At 37.1% G+C, this 17835-nt stretch carries 16 protein-coding genes; all 16 read left to right on the forward strand.

What is annotated here, in order from left to right:
* Positions 1–216: 216 nt before the first annotated feature.
* Complete coding sequence (gene lipA, locus DKM50_10515; protein PZM78748.1) at positions 217–1080, forward strand: lipoyl synthase; 864 nt, start codon at positions 217–219, stop codon at positions 1078–1080.
* A gap of 145 nt (positions 1081–1225) precedes the next feature.
* The gene (locus DKM50_10520; GenBank protein PZM78749.1) at positions 1226–1714 is read left to right on the forward strand and encodes an Lrp/AsnC family transcriptional regulator; all 489 of its coding nucleotides are present in this window, start codon (positions 1226–1228) and stop codon (positions 1712–1714) included.
* Positions 1711–2868, forward strand: a complete 1158-nt coding sequence (locus DKM50_10525) for a pyridoxal phosphate-dependent aminotransferase (protein ID PZM78750.1) — start codon at positions 1711–1713, stop codon at positions 2866–2868. The genes DKM50_10520 and DKM50_10525 overlap by 4 nt, the downstream gene beginning before the upstream one ends.
* A gap of 3 nt (positions 2869–2871) precedes the next feature.
* Positions 2872–3810 (forward strand): phospho-N-acetylmuramoyl-pentapeptide-transferase, encoded by a 939-nt coding sequence (locus tag DKM50_10530; GenBank protein PZM78751.1) that lies wholly within the window; start codon positions 2872–2874, stop codon positions 3808–3810.
* Positions 3811–3866: 56 nt separating this feature from the next.
* Positions 3867–5054 (forward strand): UDP-N-acetylmuramoyl-L-alanine--D-glutamate ligase, encoded by a 1188-nt coding sequence (murD, locus tag DKM50_10535; GenBank protein PZM78752.1) that lies wholly within the window; start codon positions 3867–3869, stop codon positions 5052–5054.
* 37 nt (positions 5055–5091) lie between these two features.
* Entirely contained in the window at positions 5092–6255 is a 1164-nt protein-coding gene (gene ftsW, locus DKM50_10540) for a putative lipid II flippase FtsW (GenBank protein PZM78753.1), read from the forward strand.
* 11 nt (positions 6256–6266) lie between these two features.
* On the forward strand, positions 6267–7370 hold the full coding sequence (murG, locus tag DKM50_10545; protein PZM78754.1) for an undecaprenyldiphospho-muramoylpentapeptide beta-N-acetylglucosaminyltransferase: 1104 nt from the start codon (positions 6267–6269) through the stop codon (positions 7368–7370).
* Positions 7371–7441: 71 nt separating this feature from the next.
* Positions 7442–8869, forward strand: a complete 1428-nt coding sequence (locus tag DKM50_10550; protein ID PZM78755.1) for a UDP-N-acetylmuramate--L-alanine ligase — start codon at positions 7442–7444, stop codon at positions 8867–8869.
* Positions 8844–9713: a UDP-N-acetylenolpyruvoylglucosamine reductase gene (gene murB, locus DKM50_10555; GenBank protein ID PZM78756.1), complete on the forward strand. Its 870-nt coding sequence runs from the start codon at positions 8844–8846 to the stop codon at positions 9711–9713. Before DKM50_10550 ends, murB begins: the two co-directional genes overlap by 26 nt.
* A gap of 74 nt (positions 9714–9787) precedes the next feature.
* Entirely contained in the window at positions 9788–10681 is an 894-nt protein-coding gene (locus tag DKM50_10560; protein PZM78757.1) for a D-alanine--D-alanine ligase, read from the forward strand.
* Between the two features lie 104 nt (positions 10682–10785).
* Positions 10786–11475, forward strand: a complete 690-nt coding sequence (locus DKM50_10565; protein PZM78758.1) for a hypothetical protein — start codon at positions 10786–10788, stop codon at positions 11473–11475.
* Between the two features lie 5 nt (positions 11476–11480).
* Complete coding sequence (locus DKM50_10570) at positions 11481–12113, forward strand: hypothetical protein (GenBank protein PZM78759.1); 633 nt, start codon at positions 11481–11483, stop codon at positions 12111–12113.
* Between the two features lie 117 nt (positions 12114–12230).
* Positions 12231–13463 carry a cell division protein FtsA gene (gene ftsA, locus DKM50_10575; GenBank protein ID PZM78760.1) on the forward strand — a complete coding sequence of 411 codons (1233 nt, stop codon included), beginning with the start codon at positions 12231–12233 and terminating at the stop codon, positions 13461–13463.
* A 122-nt stretch (positions 13464–13585) separates the two neighbouring features.
* Complete coding sequence (locus DKM50_10580) at positions 13586–14761, forward strand: cell division protein FtsZ (protein PZM78761.1); 1176 nt, start codon at positions 13586–13588, stop codon at positions 14759–14761.
* 90 nt (positions 14762–14851) lie between these two features.
* Positions 14852–16198, forward strand: a complete 1347-nt coding sequence (locus DKM50_10585; GenBank protein PZM78762.1) for a hypothetical protein — start codon at positions 14852–14854, stop codon at positions 16196–16198.
* Between the two features lie 96 nt (positions 16199–16294).
* Positions 16295–17818 carry a 2,3-bisphosphoglycerate-independent phosphoglycerate mutase gene (locus tag DKM50_10590; GenBank protein PZM78763.1) on the forward strand — a complete coding sequence of 508 codons (1524 nt, stop codon included), beginning with the start codon at positions 16295–16297 and terminating at the stop codon, positions 17816–17818.
* Positions 17819–17835: the final 17 nt, after the last annotated feature.

Consider the following 17835-nt stretch of genomic DNA (forward strand, 5'->3'; position numbering starts at 1 on the left):
TTATCATTTTATCAAAAAAAACACATAATTAGCACATTGATAGCCATACATTTCTCTGTTTAACTGATTATTCTACAAAATCACAAAACATGTTATTCTATATTCTCCATTTCCACTTCGTTATAAGATGAAGTGGATTGACGGTTCATTTCGAAACGTATCAGTTGATTATAGGCATACCAACACATCAATAAGCGCACCAAGGTTAAGGTAATTATGGGTAAGCTCCCGGAATGGCTTAAAACAAAAACCAGCAAAGGTCTCCACCAAAAAACAATCCGTTCCATTATTGATGACCAATCAATTCATACCGTTTGCGAAAGTGCAAAATGTCCGAACAGAGGCGAATGTTTCAGCAAGAAAACTGTTACTTTTATGATCTTGGGTGATGTTTGTACAAGAAATTGCGCCTTTTGTGCAGTAAGTAAAGGAATCCCGAAAACACCAGAAGAAGATGAGCCTCAACATCTTATTAACACGATAGTCAAACTCGGCCTTAAATACATTGTTATCACCTCGGTTACCCGCGATGACCTCCCTGATGGCGGAGCATCCCATTTCGCAAAAATAATATCTGCAATTAAAAGCTACGATTCCACCATAAAGATCGAAATACTCACTCCCGATTTTCAAGGAAATTACACACATCTTTCTATAGCCCTCGATGCCCAGCCTGATGTGTTCAATCACAATATCGAAACAGTGCCGAGACTATATCCGCTCGTTCGGTCCAAAGCTGACTACAACAGGTCCCTTCGCTTACTGAAGTATTCAAAGGAAATGTTCCCCAATATCGTCACGAAATCAGGTCTCATGGTTGGGCTTGGGGAAACTATCGAAGAGATCAAAGAAACCTTGAAGAACCTTTCAACTCATCTAGTAGATATCGTTACTATTGGTCAATATTTACAACCATCATCAAAAAATGTAATTGTTCACGAATATATCCATCCAGATATTTTTGAGGATTATAAGTCGATTGGAAAAACCCTGGGATTAAAAGTTGTCAGTGCTCCTTTTGTCAGAAGTTCCTACAACGCACTGGAAGTTTGTAATGAAGTATTGAATAGTGACTCGTAATATAACTCATGTTACAATAAAAATAAGCATAAATCTGCCACATATTTAAATGTTTGTTTTACTTCCATCAGCTTGTATTTTTAAGTTGAGACGGATATTTTTTTATTCTTTATTTTGGTCCTTTCATGGACAAGGAGGCATATAATTGATCAAAAAACAGATTATCGATATTTTAGAGCAAGATTCGAGAACAACCTCAAAAGAAATTGCCACTATGCTTAATATAAGCGTAGAAGAGGTAGAAACAAATATTAAGCAGATGGAAGCAGATAAAGTAATTGTAAAATACACTGCTATAGTTAATAAAGAAAAGGTTTCGGGAAGTGTACAAGGAGTCGAAGCTTTTATTGAAGTGCAAGTAAAACCTGAAAGAGATAAAGGGTTTGATTCAATAGCAGAAAGGCTCTACAGCTTCCCTGAGGTTAAGTCCCTTTATTTGATGAGTGGAGGTTATGATCTGCTTGTTGTAATTCAAGGCGCCAACCTCAATGATATTGCGTCTTTCGTCTACCAAAAGTTGGCAACCCTGGAAAATGTAAAAAGCACAAGGACTCACTTTCTTCTAAAAAAATACAAAGAAAATGGGATTACCTTTGAAAAAACTGAGATCGAAAGGCTAGCAATAACCTTATGAAACATAAATATTCCAGGATCGCTGAGACAATCCCCCCTTCCGGCATCAGAAAATTCTTTGATCTCGTCATGAATGCCAAAGATATAATTTCATTAGGTGTTGGAGAACCGGATTTCGTAACTCCGTGGAGAATACGGGAAGAGGTATACCACACGCTTGAACTTGGAAAAACATGCTATACCTCTAACTGGGGACTGCTCAGTCTCAGAGAAAAAATAGCACAGTATTTAGGCAAAAAGTACAACTGCGATTATAATCCTGAAAATGAAATTATTATTACTGTAGGTGTAAGTGAAGCTATCGACATTACGCTTCGGGCCCTTCTTAATCCAGGTGATGAAGTGATAATTCCTGAGCCGTCTTTCGTCGCGTATAGCCCGCTCGTGTCGCTAGCAGGAGCACAGCCTGTCACCGTTGACACTTCGTCCGTTGAATTTAAAGTTACAGCTGAGCAGATTAAAGAAAAGATTACTGCTAACACTAAGATTATCTTTCTTTCTTATCCGAACAACCCTACCGGAGCTACAATCGATCGAAACGAACTCGAAAAGATAGCACTTTTGGCAAAACAAAATGATCTATGGGTCATTTCTGATGAAGTCTATTCAGAGCTTACTTACATTGGAGACCATGTGTCGATTGCCTCACTGGAAGGCATGAAAGAACGGACAATTATGTTTAACGGTTTCTCAAAAGCATTTGCGATGACCGGTTGGAGAATGGGTTATATGTGCGGTCCTGAAGATGTTGTGGGAATAGCTTTAAAAATTCATCAGTATGCTATGATGTGCGCACCGATTATGTCCCAATACGCTGCGCTGGAAGCAATTGTCAACTGTCAAAAAGAAGTCGACCTCATGAAACGATCGTATGAACAGAGAAGAAACCTGTTTATTTCCGGAATGCGTGAAATAGGCTTTGAGATTAATACTCCAGACGGAGCATTTTATGCTTTCCCTTCGATCAAATCGACGGGATTATCCTCTGAAGAATTTGCAATGCAGCTTCTCAACCAGGAAAAAGTAGCGGTTGTCCCGGGAAACGCCTTTGGTACCTGTGGCGAAGGCTATATCAGATGCTGCTACGCTACCGATATTAACTTATTAAAAGAAGCCATAAAAAGAATTGGCAACTTTGTTAAATCATTAGGCTAAACAATGATAAAAGCAACACTGGTAACATTAGCAATTGGATATTTAATCAACTATTTTGGCATTAAAGCGCTGAAGAAATTAAATTTTCGACAGAATATACGTGAAGATGGGCCCTCCAGCCATCTCAAAAAATACGGCACCCCGACAATGGGTGGAATATTTATCATAGCGACAGTCCTGCTAAGCATGCTCATCACAATGCAGATAGTTGATACTAAAATAATTATCATCATCATATCATTCATCGGATTCGGGAGTGTCGGTCTGCTGGATGACCTTCTAAAAAAATTACGGGGCAAGAACCTTGGATTAAGAAGCTGGCAGAAAATGCTTGGTATTTTAATTATTTCTCTCTTTATTATCAGCTATATGTTAAAAAGTGGTGAGTATAACAATCTTCACCCGTTTTTCTTAATGTTTAACCTGAACAACCCGCTGTTATTCTTCTTATTTGGGTTTACTGTTTTGGCAGGAACTTCAAACGGAGTTAACCTTACAGACGGGCTTGACGGATTAGCTGCTGGAACGAGCGCAATTATATTCGTGGCCTTTGCTTTCTTAAATTTTAATATTGGCAATCACTCCATAAGTTATTTCTGTATCTTAATAGCAGCTGCACTTATGGCTTTTCTCTGGTTCAATCATCACCCTGCCCAAGTTTTTATGGGTGATGTCGGTTCTCTTGCTATTGGAGGAACTCTCGGGACCATTGCCTTATTAACACATACCGAACTCAATTTATTTTTCTGCGGATTTATTTTTGTGATTGAAACAATGAGCGTTATCATGCAAGTTATCTCCTTTAAATTAACTAAAAAAAGAATTTTTAAAATGAGCCCTATCCACCATCATTTTGAATTATCAGGCTGGGTGGAAACCAAAGTTGTAACCAGGTTCTGGCTCACTTCGATAGTGTTTTCACTTATTGGTTTGTTGGTTTAATTCATAAATTCCCCTCTGCCTATGGGGGGGAAATATTACTTTATGGAGACAAAAGCATGAATATTGCTGTTCTTGGAGAAGGTTTGACAGGTAACGCCATAAAACAAAAAATTTCCATACTCCCGGACCATATAATAACCTCAGTTGACGAAGCAGACGTAATTATTGCGAGTCCCGGAATCCCTCCCGAACAGTTCCCGAAAACAGAGAAACCGATTATTAGTGAAATAGAGCTTGCTTATAGACTATTTCAAGATTATCAAAAAAAGCCTAGGTTCATTGGGATAACCGGCACCAATGGGAAAACTACGATTACCACATTAATCGGCGATATGCTTGATTGTCCGGTAGCCGGAAATATCGGGAAACCGCTGATTTCATTTATACCCGAGAATAAAGAGCAAGAAGCTGCCATTCCTGACTATATTGCTGTCGAACTGAGCAGTTACCAGTTAGAAACAACGATATCGTTCAGACCTGACGTTTCCATAATCACCAATATTACCGAAGATCATTTGACCCGGCACAAGACTATGCAGAATTATGCTAAGGCTAAAGCCAAAATATTTGAGAGCCAGACACCAACAGACCTCTTCATTTATAATGAACTGGATCCCTTGATACTTGAAATGCTACCGACGTGCCAGGCACAAAAAAAAGGTTTTGATGTTAACCATGATTATCTCAGGATAAAAGAACACCTGAATATCCCCGGGGATCATAATCTGGAGAATGCAATGGCAGCGGTATATTGTTCTCAATTTTTTGGTTTAGCTGTTGAAACAATATTTTCAAAACTGGAAAAATTCACGGGAGTAGAACACCGGATAGAATACGTGGCTACGATAAATAATATTGACTGTTACAATGACTCGAAAGGTACTAACCCAGAATCGACGATCACAGCCTTAAAAGCACTTCATGGGCAAGGAATACTTATCTTGGGAGGAAAAGATAAATGCACATCTCTTGACCAACTTTGCAAGTGCGTCAAGGAGCATGCTTCGAAAACGATTCTTATAGGAGAAGCAAAGGAGCGTTTTTGTAATGCCTTAACCGCACACGGATATACTTCAATTTATATGGAGACTGATTTATCGTCCGCAGTCAAAAAGGGATTAGAACTCGCGACCGATGAAAAGTATTTACTTTTATCCCCTGCCTGTGCTAGCTTTGATATGTATAATAATTTCGAAGAGCGTGGAACTCATTTTAAGCTGTTAATTAAAAAATACTTCAAATAATATTCATAAAATTCACTATATAGATAATGGAGACAAAATGCCCTCCGAAGCTGCAACGATAATAAACAAAAAAAAGATCAACACCAATATTTCACAAAAATCAGCACCGGATTATATTTTTTTATTTTCTGTTTTTCTGCTATTGATCATTGGTTTCATTATGATCCTCAGCTCATCTCAGGCAGTAGGCTTAGATTTTTTTAACGATAGTTATTATTTTATTAAACGTCACGCAATATATTTATTTCTCGGCATGGGTGCTTTTTCCTTAGGGGTTTTCATTGATTACAAAAATTACAGAAAATGGGCTGCTGGAGGACTCATTCTGACCGTATTTTTGTTATTCCTCACGTATGTACCGGGAATAGGCAGGAATGAGCTAGGTGCAACCCGATGGGTAAACTTAGGAATTTTTTCTTTTCAACCATCTGAGCTTGCAAAGTTGGCAATTATTATTTTTGTGGCTACTTACCTTGAAAATAAAAAAATAGTAATACGTTCGTTCCTTCAAGGCGTAATGCCGGTATTAATGGTAGTCGGATTCATCGGTGCTATCGTCTTAATTCAACCAGATCTGGGTACAACTATTGTAATTCTCTCTATATCTTTCATTATGATATATGCCTCCGGAGCAAAAACTTGGCATATGTTTATTCTTGCACTTATTGGAGCTCGAACCGCTTTATGGGTAATCTGGAGGAGTCCTTATCAGAAAGAAAGAATTCTCGCCTTTCTGGATCCATGGAAAGATTCACTGGGCATTGGCTTTCACATTATTCAATCGTGGCTGGCAATCGGATCAGGAGGTTTTTTTGGGTTAGGCCTTGGTAACTCCAGGCAAAAGTTTTATTATCTCCCTCAACAATTTACTGACTTTATATTTGCTATCTTGTGCGAAGAAGGCGGATTTATCTTTGCAACTTTCGTGGTTGTTTTGTTCGGAATTTTCCTTTGGAAAGGTTTGCTGATATCAGTAAAAGCACCGGATTATTTTTCAAGATATCTCGTATTAGGACTAGTTTGCTGGATTTTTTTACAGGCATTTATAAATATATCGGTCGTACTAGGATTATTACCAACAACAGGCATCCCGCTTACTTTTCTTAGTTTTGGAGGAACGGCCCTTGTAGTAAACCTCTATTCAGTCGGTATTATTACACAAATCTCTACATTAAAAAAACCAGATAAAGACAACAAATAAAGGATTGATTTATGAATATTATTATCACCTGTGGCGGTACTGGAGGTCATATTTATCCAGCTTTAGCAATAGCGGACGAATTGCCGAAACAGTCTGTAACCTTCATCGGGACGAACGACAGACTAGAGAGTTCGCTTATACCGCAAGAAGGATATAAGTTCAAACATATTACTGCAAGCAGAAAAAATCCGGCAAAAATCTTTTTCAGCTTAGTAAAATCCTTATGGATAGTAATACGCCTTAATCCAATCTGTGTTATCAGTACTGGTGGTTACGTAACCTTACCGGTATGTCTAGCAGCATTATTGCTGAAAAAACCAATCATACTCCAGGAACAGAATGCAATCCCTGGGAAAGTAAACAGACTGATTGGAAAATTCGCGTATAAAGTTGCGATAGGACTACCGACCCCAAAAGAGTATTTCCTTCCGGAAAAAGTACTATTAACCGGAAACCCTATTAGAAAAATATTTCTACAAAACACCGAAAGTCCGATTAACTATAATATTAACGAAAACAACAAAAAGGTACTTGTTATCGGAGGAAGCCAAGGCGCCATGATTTTTAATCAGACCATAATTGATCTGATAAAAGATAAAAAATTATCTTCCACTACTTTTTTTCTTATTACAGGAAAAAAACACTATATCCCTACAAGGAACACATTATCCGCACTTTCGGAATCATCACTAAAAAAGGATTCCGAAGGTTACTGTCACATAGGATTCAAAAACAAAACAGAAATTGTAATTTTATCGTATACATCGAATATACATTATTTAATGAAAATTGCAGATGCGGTAATTGCCAGAGCCGGGGCATCAACCCTAACCGAAATTGCCGCATTAGGCAAACCTTCCATCTTGGTACCTTATCCCTACGCAGCAAACGATCACCAACATTGGAATGCACAGTATTATGCAGATAACGGAGCGGCTAAAGTCATTACGAATAGAGAGTTGTCACCCCAAAAGTTAGAAGCTATAATAAAGTCAATTCTTACAAATAAAACTCTTTTAGAGGATATGAGTAAAAAAGCGTATTCACTTTATCAGGATAATTCTGCGGCAAAAATAGCAAAACTGGTAACTTCTCTCAAAAGTTATGGTCACTGAAATTACTCCATTACGAAAAAAGTAAATTATAATAATTTAATAATCCAGGATTACATAGGTGGTAAAAAAACATGCAAAAAAGACATAAAGACATAAATGAAGTAAAAAATATCCACTTTATCGGTATTGGCGGCGAAGGGATGAGCCCTATTGCTAAAATTCTGCTTGAAAAGAAATTTAATGTTTCCGGCTCAGATATGAGAGAAAATCTTCATACTTTCAGATTAAAAGATAAAGGCGCGCAAATCTACTTCAAGCATGATGAAACCAATATTAGATCAGCAGATGTTGTTGTTATTTCTACCGCGATTCCAGAGGACAACCCTGAACTCCAAGCAGCCAGAGCCCATAAGATACCGGTACTAAAACGGGCTCAAATGTTATCCTGGCTGATGGAGCAGGAAGAAAAAAAAATAGCGGTAGCCGGAACACATGGAAAAACGACCACCACTTCAATGATTTCTCAGATTTTTTCGAACTGTAACCTATCTCCTACATTCATAATCGGCGGAGAAATTAATGGTATTAATGCTAATTGTGCACTAGGAGAAGGCAAATATTTTATAGCCGAGGCTGATGAGAGCGATGGTTCGTTTCTAGAGCTTAACCCTAATATTATGGTTATTACCAATATTGAACCGGAACATCTCGATTACTACCGGGACCTCGATCACATATTTGAGACTTTCAAACAATTTGTTAGTAAGCTTCCTCCTGATGGTTATCTGGTCATTAATTACGATCATCCTAATAATAAACAGTTCATCGAAAGCATTGATTGTAATATACTCACCTATGGTTTCGACAATTTTTCTGATATTCGGGCAGAAAATATTGAGTTTTTCGAAAACAATACTTCTTTTGATGTTATCTATAAGCATAAGTACCTGACACGGATTGAACTACAAATCCCAGGAAAACATAATGTACAAAATGCGTTAGCCGCGCTATTGATAGGATTAGAGCATGGACTACCTATTGAACCGATGAGGCAAGCATTGTATTCTTTCTTAGGCACAAAAAAACGATTCCAGAAAATCGGCGAGTTTAACGATATAACTTTCATTGATGATTACGCACATCATCCTACTGAAATAGCCGCAACACTGTCTGCAGCACGAGCCGGATGGCCTGATCGACGTATTATCGTAATTTTTCAACCTCACAGATACACCAGGACGAAACTTCTCGCTCATGAATTCAGTGAGTGCTTTAACAACGCGGATACAGTCATAATTACCAACATTTATGCCGCTTCTGAGAAGCCAATTCACGGTATTTCGGGAAAAATAATTTACGATCTTCTAGAAAAAAATCAACACAATGATATACACTATATCAGCAAAAAAAATGAGATACCTGAATTCTTGCTTAGTTTTGTTAAGCCGAATGATATGATAATTACTATGGGCGCCGGAGATATACATAATGTCTCAAAAGAAACACTCACACGGCTTAAACAACTTGAATTAATTGAAGAAGAAGAGACCGATAATTAATATACTGAATGACTTATCATTAAAACCATACTCTAATTTGGGAATTGGAGGAAGTGCCAGAACCATTCTAATTCCTGAATCAGAGGAAGATTTCGTACAAACAGCAATCGAGAATCCGTTGATCCCCTTAATAGCCGGTGGTTCAAACACACTCATAGCTGACAAGCTTTTCGATCAAATATTTTTGCTCAAAAATCCGTTTTATGAACCTCGTTTTTTATCTGGAAATATACTGGAAGTATCCGCTCCGCAAAAAATTCCGGCATTAACTACTTTCTTCAAACAAAATAATCTATCTGGAATTGAATTCATGGCTGGAGTCCCTCGGGTAAGTTTTGGAGGAGCTATATACCAAAACTTTGGTGCTTTTGACAAGAAAATCGAGAATATAATAATCTCTGTAAAAGCTCTTGCAAACAATAAAATTATCACACTATCAAAAGATGAATGCGGCTTTGCATATAGAAGTAGTATTTTTAAAAAAAATAATTATAAAATTATCTCCGCACAAATGCATTATACCAAGGGTGACAGTTCGAGATTCACCGAAGATATAGAAAAAATCATTAATTTCAGAAAAAAACACCAGCCGTTAAAATTTCCGAATATAGGGTCTATTTTCAAAAACCCTCAAGGGTGCTACGCCGGTAAATTAATTGAGGATTTAGGACTGCGAGGATTCTCTATTGGCGGAGCGCAAATCTGGGAACACCATGCTAACTTTATAATTAATAAAAACAATGCTACCTACAATGATGTCATAGAATTAATTGAAACTATTCAAAAAAAATCAAAAAAAAGGTATAACATACTATTAGAACCGGAAATTTCGATTTTACGTTAGCAATTATTTAAAAATAGATTCTATTTGAAGTGAATCCAACCGGATTCGGCAATAAAAAATAAAGGGTGCAGATTATGACAAGAAAATTCAATAAAGTCGCCGTACTTATGGGAGGTAATTCTCCGGAGAGAGAAATATCGCTTCGATCAGGAAAAAATGTTCTAAATTCACTTTTACGGCAAGGTTATGATGCTATCGGCATTGACCCAAGCGTTCAGTCGATTCCGACAGATATTGATGCAGCATATATAACGTTACATGGCGAAGGTGGCGAAGATGGCGTTATCCAAGGAGTTCTAACTCATATGGGAATCCCTTATACAGGCCCTAAAATACTCGCGAGCGCCATTGCTATGGACAAAATATTTACGAAAAGAATACTCTTATCTTCTGGGATTCCAACCCCTTTATTTGAGATTATTACCGGATCTAAAACAACACTTCAATTCCCTTTTGTACTAAAACCTTCCAATGCAGGTTCCAGTATCGGTGTTTTTATAATAAAAAACCAAAAAGATTTTGATGAAAAATATGCTTCAATCAGCCAGCAGTTCGACTCCATTTTTGTAGAAGAATACGTCCACGGTAAGGAAGTAACTATCGGTATTGTAGACCTAGATAACCAGTTAAAGGTATTGCCAATTCTCCAGCTTATCCCTCATAATGAATTTTATGATTTTGACGCTAAATATACAAAAGGGAAAACCGATTTCATCCTTCCTGCGCCTTTGTCAAAAAATACAGAGGCAAAGGTTCAGGATATAGCGATGGCAACCTACAGAGCAATAGGATGTCGAAGTGTTAGCCGTATTGACATGCTGATCGACAAAAATGACGAGATCACTGTATTAGAAGTTAATACGAGCCCGGGGATGACAGACACCAGTGACCTTCCCGCTCAAGCGGAATGTGCCGGAATAAGTTATGACGAATTAGTCAGTACTATAATGAATTCGGCAAGTTTATAGATTTCCCCCGCGTGTTCTTATATATTATTACTGGCAGGTGAAAGATCATTACTAGAAAAGCTAAACTTTTTATCAGTATATTCCTAATTATTATTGTAGCGGCATTGCTTCAAATACCTCTAAATATTGAATATTTTTCTATAAAAAATATCATCATAAAAAACAATCAAATAATTCCTACGGCGATTGTAACAGAAAAAAGTAATTATATTCTTAAGAAAAATATTTTCTCTTTTGGAAAGCAAAGGATTTTGAAGACATTAATGACAATCCCTCAGTTTGAGAGTATCAACGTTATTAGGGCTTACCCTGACAAAATAGTTATAGATATTAAAGAAAAAAAGCCATGGGTTAATTTACTCCTCAATAATAAAGACATTATCATCGATAAAACCGGTATTATTTTAAATATGCCCGGGACTAATGAGATAGATTCAACCATACTTCCTGTAATCAAAGGATTGCCTCCCGGGGTAACCAGTGACCACAAAATAGATATATCTACATTAAATATGTTAAAAAATGTATTAACGCCGTTAGAAACCTTATTTAAACCAGAACAGTTACAGTTTAATTTGGTTGACGAGACAAACATTGAAATACTTGCTGACGATATCTTGCTTATTAAAGTAGGAGATTCTTCTTTTATTGAACAAAAACGGACTACACTAAAAACCTTCCTGAATTATATTCAAAACAGATGGAATGAGGTCGAATATATAGACATCAAATGCATAAAAAATCCTGTAATCAAGTTTAAACAGGAACTAAATTTAACGAACCAAACGGAATAACAACCATGAAAATCAGAATAATAAAATATGCTACTTTAGCAACGGTTCTTTTTATTCTTGGCTTTTTTAGCGGGAATATTTATCAATTATACAAAAACTACAATTACAATCTGAAAATCATTAATTATCTCCAAAAAGAACACAAACTATTACAACACAAAAATGTTTCGCTGAAAAAGCTCGTTTCTTCATTTAAAAAAATATCCGGATTAGCCGACATACAAGGAGCAGGAATTATTATAAAAGTTGATGAGCCTATATCATCAAATCACGCAGAAAAACCTAAACAGCCTGACAATATTGTAACAGATAAAGATCTTCAAAACATTGTAACTGAACTTTGGTCATTTGGTGCGCAAGCGATTTCAATTAATGGTAACAGGTTGGTAATCAACTCCGTTATAAACAATAATAACTCCATTATATCAATCAACCAAAATACAGTTACCCCACCCTATACTATTAATGCGGTAGGAGAAAGACAGCAATTATACAACTCGGCCGGTAGCGACAATGGATATCTAAGCTTTTTAAAAACAAAAAACGTGACTGTTGTGATTACAGTTCAAGACAACGTAATAATTCCTGCCTATAAAGGCACGCTGTTACTGAAAAGCATGAAAGTTCAAAGCAACTAAAAAATATTCTCAGTTCTGAAATCTTGGTATTTGAACTTGTCAGTATGCTTGGTTATAAAGTAAGATAAGCTATAAAAAAATGAAAAAACAAATAAACAGATACATCGACAACCAATCATGCAAGAATTAATCAACGATAATTCAATAATAGGATTAGACTTGGGCACATCTAAAATATGTGCCTCTCTCTGCACTTTTGATGAAAATGGACAAATCCATATAGCGGGAGTTGGAACTAGCATCACAGAAGGAATAAACAAAGGTTCCATTACAAATACCGACCTGTTGATTAAAGCGATTAAACGAGCTATCACTCGTGCCGAAAGAATAGCAAAAATATCGAGTAAAAGCGTAATCATAGGCTTAGCTTCTCCGACGTATAAGACAAAACAAGCATCCGGAGTTATCTCTTTACCGGACTCACGAGATCATATAACAACCGAAGATAAAATAAGCGTTATCAAAAAAGCTCGGCAATTAACCGATATCAAAGATTATTCTGTTATCCACACAGTACCACAGAAATTCTTTATTGATGACAAGCTCTGCAATTCTGACCCTATCGGGACGTTCGGTTCGTCACTAAAAGCAGATATTTTGACAATACAATACCGAAATAATGATATAGAACTCATAAAAGCGATCTTTGACAAACTCAACCTTTCGATCCTTGCAATAGTCGCAAGTCCTCTTGCTACAAGCAAAATTGCCCTAACAACTTCTGAGTTGAACACCAGCGTCGCTTTAATTGATATCGGCGGCGGAACAACGCAGCTTGCTTATTACCAAAATAACATAATAAGGCACCTAACGATCCTTCCTATCGGCGGCGACCATATATCTTCAGATATAAAGATTATACTCAAAACATCAACTGGTGAGGCTGACCGGTTAAAAATACTTTATTGCCATTTGAATAAAGAACACTATGATGAAAACAACACTATTGAGTACATAATGAAGGATAATGATAAAGAGCTAAAAACTAATACTAGCGAAGATTATCTCTCTCAAATAATTAAAGCAAGACTTGAAGAGATTTTCAAATTGATCTCACAGGAACTGAAGAAAGCTATTGGAAACAAAGCTCCTGAGATTATTGTCATTACGGGAGGAACATCAAATCTCCCTGGGATAGATGATTATGCAACAAATTTTTTCAAAATTCCAGTAAGAATCGGGATTCCAAAAGACAAAAAAGAAGTTATTGAGTCTCAGAATTATGCAACCAGCATCGGACTTGTAGTCTACGCTATCAAAAGTAAACTCATTGATATTAACAAGTACAAAATTCCTTCAAGAAAAAAAGTTAGCAATTTTGTTAAAAAATGGTTTAAAGATTTTTTTTAGCATGCTATAATTACATTCAATTTCAGTTTTAATTTTTGAAGATGTTTGAGAAATTATGTCTGATAATTTTTCTTTTCCTTATCAATATTTTTTTATAATAATTATAATTTAGGAGTTAATTTATGGAAAATGGATTGAGACAGTTTGCAAATATCAAAGTAATCGGTGTTGGAGGCGGAGGAAGTAATGCGGTTAACAGAATGGTCGGATCCGGGCTATCGGGTGTTGAATTCTGGGCAGTTAATACTGACCTTCAAGCTCTCAACGTTTCACTCGCAGACCATAAACTCCAAATAGGAAGTAAATTAACCAAAGGACTCGGGGCCGGTTCGACCCCTGAAGCCGGATTAAAAGCAGCAGAAGAAAGTCTCGAAGATATTATGCTCGCCCTTGAAGGAGCTGATATGGTTTTTATAACAGCTGGCATGGGTGGCGGAACCGGAACAGGTGCTGCGCCTATAATTGCAGATGCTGCAAAAGAAATTGGTGCACTAACAATCGCGATTGTTACTAAACCATTTCGATTCGAAGGTCCGGTGAGAATGAGACAGGCTGAAGAAGGTGCAAACATACTGAAAAATAAAGTTGATGCGCTTATCGTAATTCCTAACGACAAGCTCCTTCAGGTTGTCGAAAGAAACACAACGATTATTGATGCTTTCAAAGTAGCAGACGATGTACTTAGGCAAGGAGTTCAAGGCATTTCCGACTTAATTACCATTCCTGGTTTAATTAATCTTGATTTTGCTGACGTAAAAACTATTATGCAAAATGCCGGATCAGCAATGATGGGAATCGGCAGAGGGGCTGGCGAACAAAGGGCAATTGAAGCCGCCGAAGCAGCGATATCTTCACCGCTCCTTGAAGAAACAATTATGGGTGCTAGCGGAGTTATTTTAAGTATATCCGGTGGAACTGATTTATCTCTCCATGAAGTCCATGATGCGGCAGACGTAATTTATAATGCGGTTGATCCAGATGCTAACATTATTTTTGGAGCTGTTATTAATGAAGACCTAGGGGACGAAATAATAATTACAGTTATTGCAACTGGTTTCAAAGGAAGCAACAGACCTCAAAGAAATACAACATCATCTTTTTCTCAAAGGAGCGATTCAATAACTACCTCACCTGCTGCACGAAATGAACAGCCAGTCAGGCAAACCATTGCAGTTCCGAATATAGAACAGGCAATTAAAGATCATGACGTATCTCAGACGAGTAATGACAATGAGGAAGTAGATGAGCAGGATGACGATTTTAATATACCTGCATTTATCAGAAAACGCTCTATCTAACTTAATCCTCTGCGTTGACACTGCAAATACAGCAAAAAGTTGACTTATGTCCTTTGCGTTTCATATTACAATTAATGAATAGATTTAGTAATGAACAGATTATTATTTATCATACTAGCCCTTATTTGTTTAACCACCCCAGTCGGCGCTTTAACCTTTACTGATATCCCGGAAGGACATTGGGCGCGAAATGCTGTGTATGGCATCGTACGATACGGCATCACCCAAGGATACCCAGACCTTACCTTCCAAGGCACAGCCACTATAAACAGATATGAATTGGCATCCTATTTCTGGAATTACATTCAGGCAAATGAAGCTAAGAAAAAAAATACCGAGATAGAAAAATCTACACTGGTTGCCGACAAACTGGCAGAAGAGCTTAAAGATGAAATGTATCGAATTAGAACAGAACTTGCAGCTATCAAAAAGTTAAAAGAACCTGCCCCACCAGCTTCAACGATCAAGACAGAGTTCTCTTTCGGAACTCGTGGAAGATTCTCCAACATCTTCGAAGACAAACTCGAATCAAAGCTGTATGAAAACAGATTTACAGCGCAAATATCAAATCAGATTAACAGCAATACCAGCTTCTTTGCTCTTTACGATTCACATTGGCTCGATATCACTTCAAAAAACGTATTTAATACACTGGAAAATGTTGATGCCAAGATGTCCACGAGTTTTGATATCGGCATGCCAAGTCCACTTACAGTAACAATTACTTCCGGCCCAGGATATAATATCAATAAATATAATCACTTTGCCAACCAGCTGTCACTATCAACCTCGATAACAGGTTTCGTCATAGAAACCAATCATCAACAAAACTACAACGCACTAAAACTTTCTTTTAAAGTTCAAGATACCATAGTTGGTACCATTGATGCCAAGCTTACCGGAGAACTCTACAACAAATCAATAAATACGTTCAAAGCGAGCGATAGCCAATCAATGAAAACAGCTCTCAACTTAAATTTTGCACCGACCAAACAACTTAAAATAGAAACTTTAGTCGGCGCTAAGCTGAAAAAAAAGTTTGGAGCTTTTACTCAGATTATTGCATCGATTGGTGATATTCTTAGAAGTGGAACCACCTATAAAATAGGAATCCTAAGAATAGCCAATAATTATTATCACCAACAAGACACATCAACTGAAGAAATACTCTTACGCCAGCTATTTGATAATGAAGTTGTTTTCCAAAATGATAGATATGTCTACGAACTTATAGTAGATCAGAAAATATCGAAGGATTCCCATGTTATTATAGAGTTTAATCAAAATGGCAAAGGATTCTGGCAAAAAAACGGAAAAGCGATTTTCAGATTAACACTGATTAAAGAGCTAAACAAATCATCTTCCTGGTTTACCAATTTTTACAAGGATAATAAACACGTTAATTATCTAAGGTCAGGACTGGCTTTTTCTTTCTAAAACTTCGCACCCCCCTTTTATTTTTTATCTTACCGGTGTATACTTTTTTAGCGTATATTTATTATCTGCAAATAGCAGTACAAAGGAGTATTATTAATGATTTTATTAACAATTCTTGATGGTTGGGGTATCAACAAAAACGAAGAAGGAAATGCCTGCAAACTAGCAAACACTCCCAATATTGATTCCCTCTTTGAAACCTATCCGAATACAGTACTAACTCCATCAGGAGTTCATGCCGGATTGCCAGAAGGGCAAATGGGCAATTCTGAGGTCGGACATCTTAATCTTGGGGCCGGAAGAATCGTGAACCAGTCATTGCAGCAAATCAACTTATCCATTCAAGATGGCTCTTTTTTTAACAATACAGAGTTCATCGAAGCTATTAATAATGCCAAAACCAATAATAGTTCCTTACATCTTATGGGCTTACTCTCCGACGGAGGTGTACATACAAACAACAAACATCTCTACGCGTTGCTTGAGCTAGCAAAACAAGAGGATTTCACAAGAGTCTATATTCACTGTTTTATGGATGGTAGAGACACGTCACCAACAAGCGGGATTGGATTCGTTACAGAATTATTGGAAGAAATCAAAAGAATCGGCGTAGGTGAGATAGCAACAATCACAGGTAGATACTATGCGATGGACAGAGACAATCGATGGGATAGAGCGGAAAAAGCCTATAACGCTTTAGTAAATGGAAAAGGAGTCTTAGCTCAAGATCCGATAGCAGTTATGCAAGTATTATACGATCAAAACATAACCGATGAGTTCATAGACCCTATTGTCCTTACTAAAGACAATAGTCCTGTCGCAACGATCAACAATCACGATTCAGTTATTTTCTTTAATTTCAGGCCGGACAGAGCAAGACAACTATCATATATTTTTCTTGATCAATCATTCGATGGATTTAAAAGAACTCCGATTCATCAGCTTCATTATGTTTGCATGACAGAATACGACAAAAAAATTATAGCCCCTGTAGCTTTCAAACCAATCAGATTAAATAATGTTCTGGCTGAAGTACTTGCTAACAATAACAAAAAACAACTTCACATAGCTGAAACCGAAAAATATGCTCACGTCACTTTTTTCTTTAACGGAGGTGTCGAAAAACAATATCAGGGAGAAGAGCGAATACTAATTCCATCTCCCAAAGTAGCGACATATGATCTTCAACCGGAAATGAGTGCTTATGAAGTTACCGAAAAAGTTATTGAATCGATAGACAGCCGCCAATTCGACGTAATTATTCTTAATCTGGCAAATCCTGACATGGTAGGACACACAGGAATCATTGAAGCGGGTATAAAAGCGATGGAGACAATTGATATCTGTATCGGAAAGATTGTAGAGAAAATATTATATTATAATGAGAAAATGATCCTTACATCCGATCACGGCAACCTCGAATACATGACCGATGAGCAAACCGGAAAGCCATTTACAGCACACACCACGAATGATGTGCCAGTCATTTTCATATCTAACGACAAAACTGATATACGCTTACGGGATAACGTTATTCTTGCAGATATTGCACCGACTATACTTGATTTATTAAATATAGAAAAACCAATAGAAATGACCGGGACTTCGATCATATGTTGACGCAACTGCTATTTTGC

It is taken from the genome of Candidatus Margulisiibacteriota bacterium (assembly GCA_003242895.1).
GTDB lineage: Bacteria > Margulisbacteria > Riflemargulisbacteria > GWF2-39-127 > GWF2-39-127 > GWF2-39-127.